The sequence below is a fragment of the Streptomyces sp. NPDC052107 genome (genome assembly GCF_040680215.1).
Lineage (GTDB): Bacteria > Actinomycetota > Actinomycetes > Streptomycetales > Streptomycetaceae > Streptomyces.
Genome location: NZ_JBFAWG010000331.1, coordinates 1 through 1,035 on the forward strand (window position 1 = coordinate 1; position 1,035 = coordinate 1,035).

Sequence of the window (1,035 nt, forward strand, 5' to 3'; positions counted from 1 at the left end):
CGCCAGGAGGACAGGGTGGCGACGGCGCCGATCGCCATGACGGCGATGAGCGCGGTGGACGTCAGACCGGTGGGCGGCGGCCCCGGCAGGGCGGACGCGCCCGCGGTGAGACCGACGGCGGCCGGCAGGACCCACGCGAAGAGCACGGGAACGATGATCCGCACCGCGGCCTGCCAGCGGGCGGCGCCCACCATCGCGGCGATCCGCCAGGTGGGGGCGAGAGCCCGGGCGAGCACGCCGAGAACGCCGAACAGGGAGACGACGGCGCCGAGCACCGCCGCGCCGAACAGGACGAGCAGCGTGCGGGAGCTGGCGCTCAGAGACTGCAGCAGCGCAGAGGACTGCGGGGTCAAGGGCTCAGCGTTGACCACCAGAGCGTCCGTTTCGAGGGCTCGTCCGGCCGCATCCAGCGCCGGGACGGCGTCCTGGCCCAGGACGATGGTGCGCAGCAGGATGGCCTCCAGCGCGTCTGGCGGGTACAGGCTCGCCAGCGCCGAGGGCGGGACGACCACCAGGACGGCTCCGTCCAGCGGAACCGATCCCATCATCGGATCCAGAGCGGTGGCGCCCGGCGCCAGTCGTCCGGTCACCGGGATCATGGCGTCCTGGAACTGCACACGCGTCGGCGGCGGCAGGACGCCCCCGACCGTGAGCGCGTACGGGTCCTTCGCCGAGGAGTCGCTGCCCAGCACCGCGTAGGGAGCGGCAGTGCCGTCGGCGTCGCGATGCGGGGACTGACCCGTCGGAGACATCGCCTCGGCGAGACCGGACCCGGCGAAGAAGTCCTCGGTCACCAGCAGGGCGCCGGGGAGGTCGTCGCCGAACCGGTCCCCGTAGGGGTCCATCGTGTACGCCGTCCGGTGCGGGTCCTCCAGGAGGGCCAACAGCGCGGCGGCGCGCCGACCGTCGTCGGCGGAGGCGGCCTTGGAGTCGGCAGAGAGGTCGGGCTCGGGCGGCTCCTGCTGCGATTCGCCAGGGGCGGCGCCGCCTCCCTCCAGATGCCCTGGCGCCGCGAGGTAGAAGCCCCGCAACGAG

Annotated in this window: 1 protein-coding gene; it reads right to left on the reverse strand. The window is 74.0% G+C overall.

Annotation, left to right across the window (positions count from 1 at the left end; all coding sequences use genetic code 11):
* On the reverse strand, positions 1–1,035 hold a 1,035-nt coding region (locus tag AB0M27_RS48235), incomplete at both ends, for a hypothetical protein (RefSeq protein WP_365732515.1).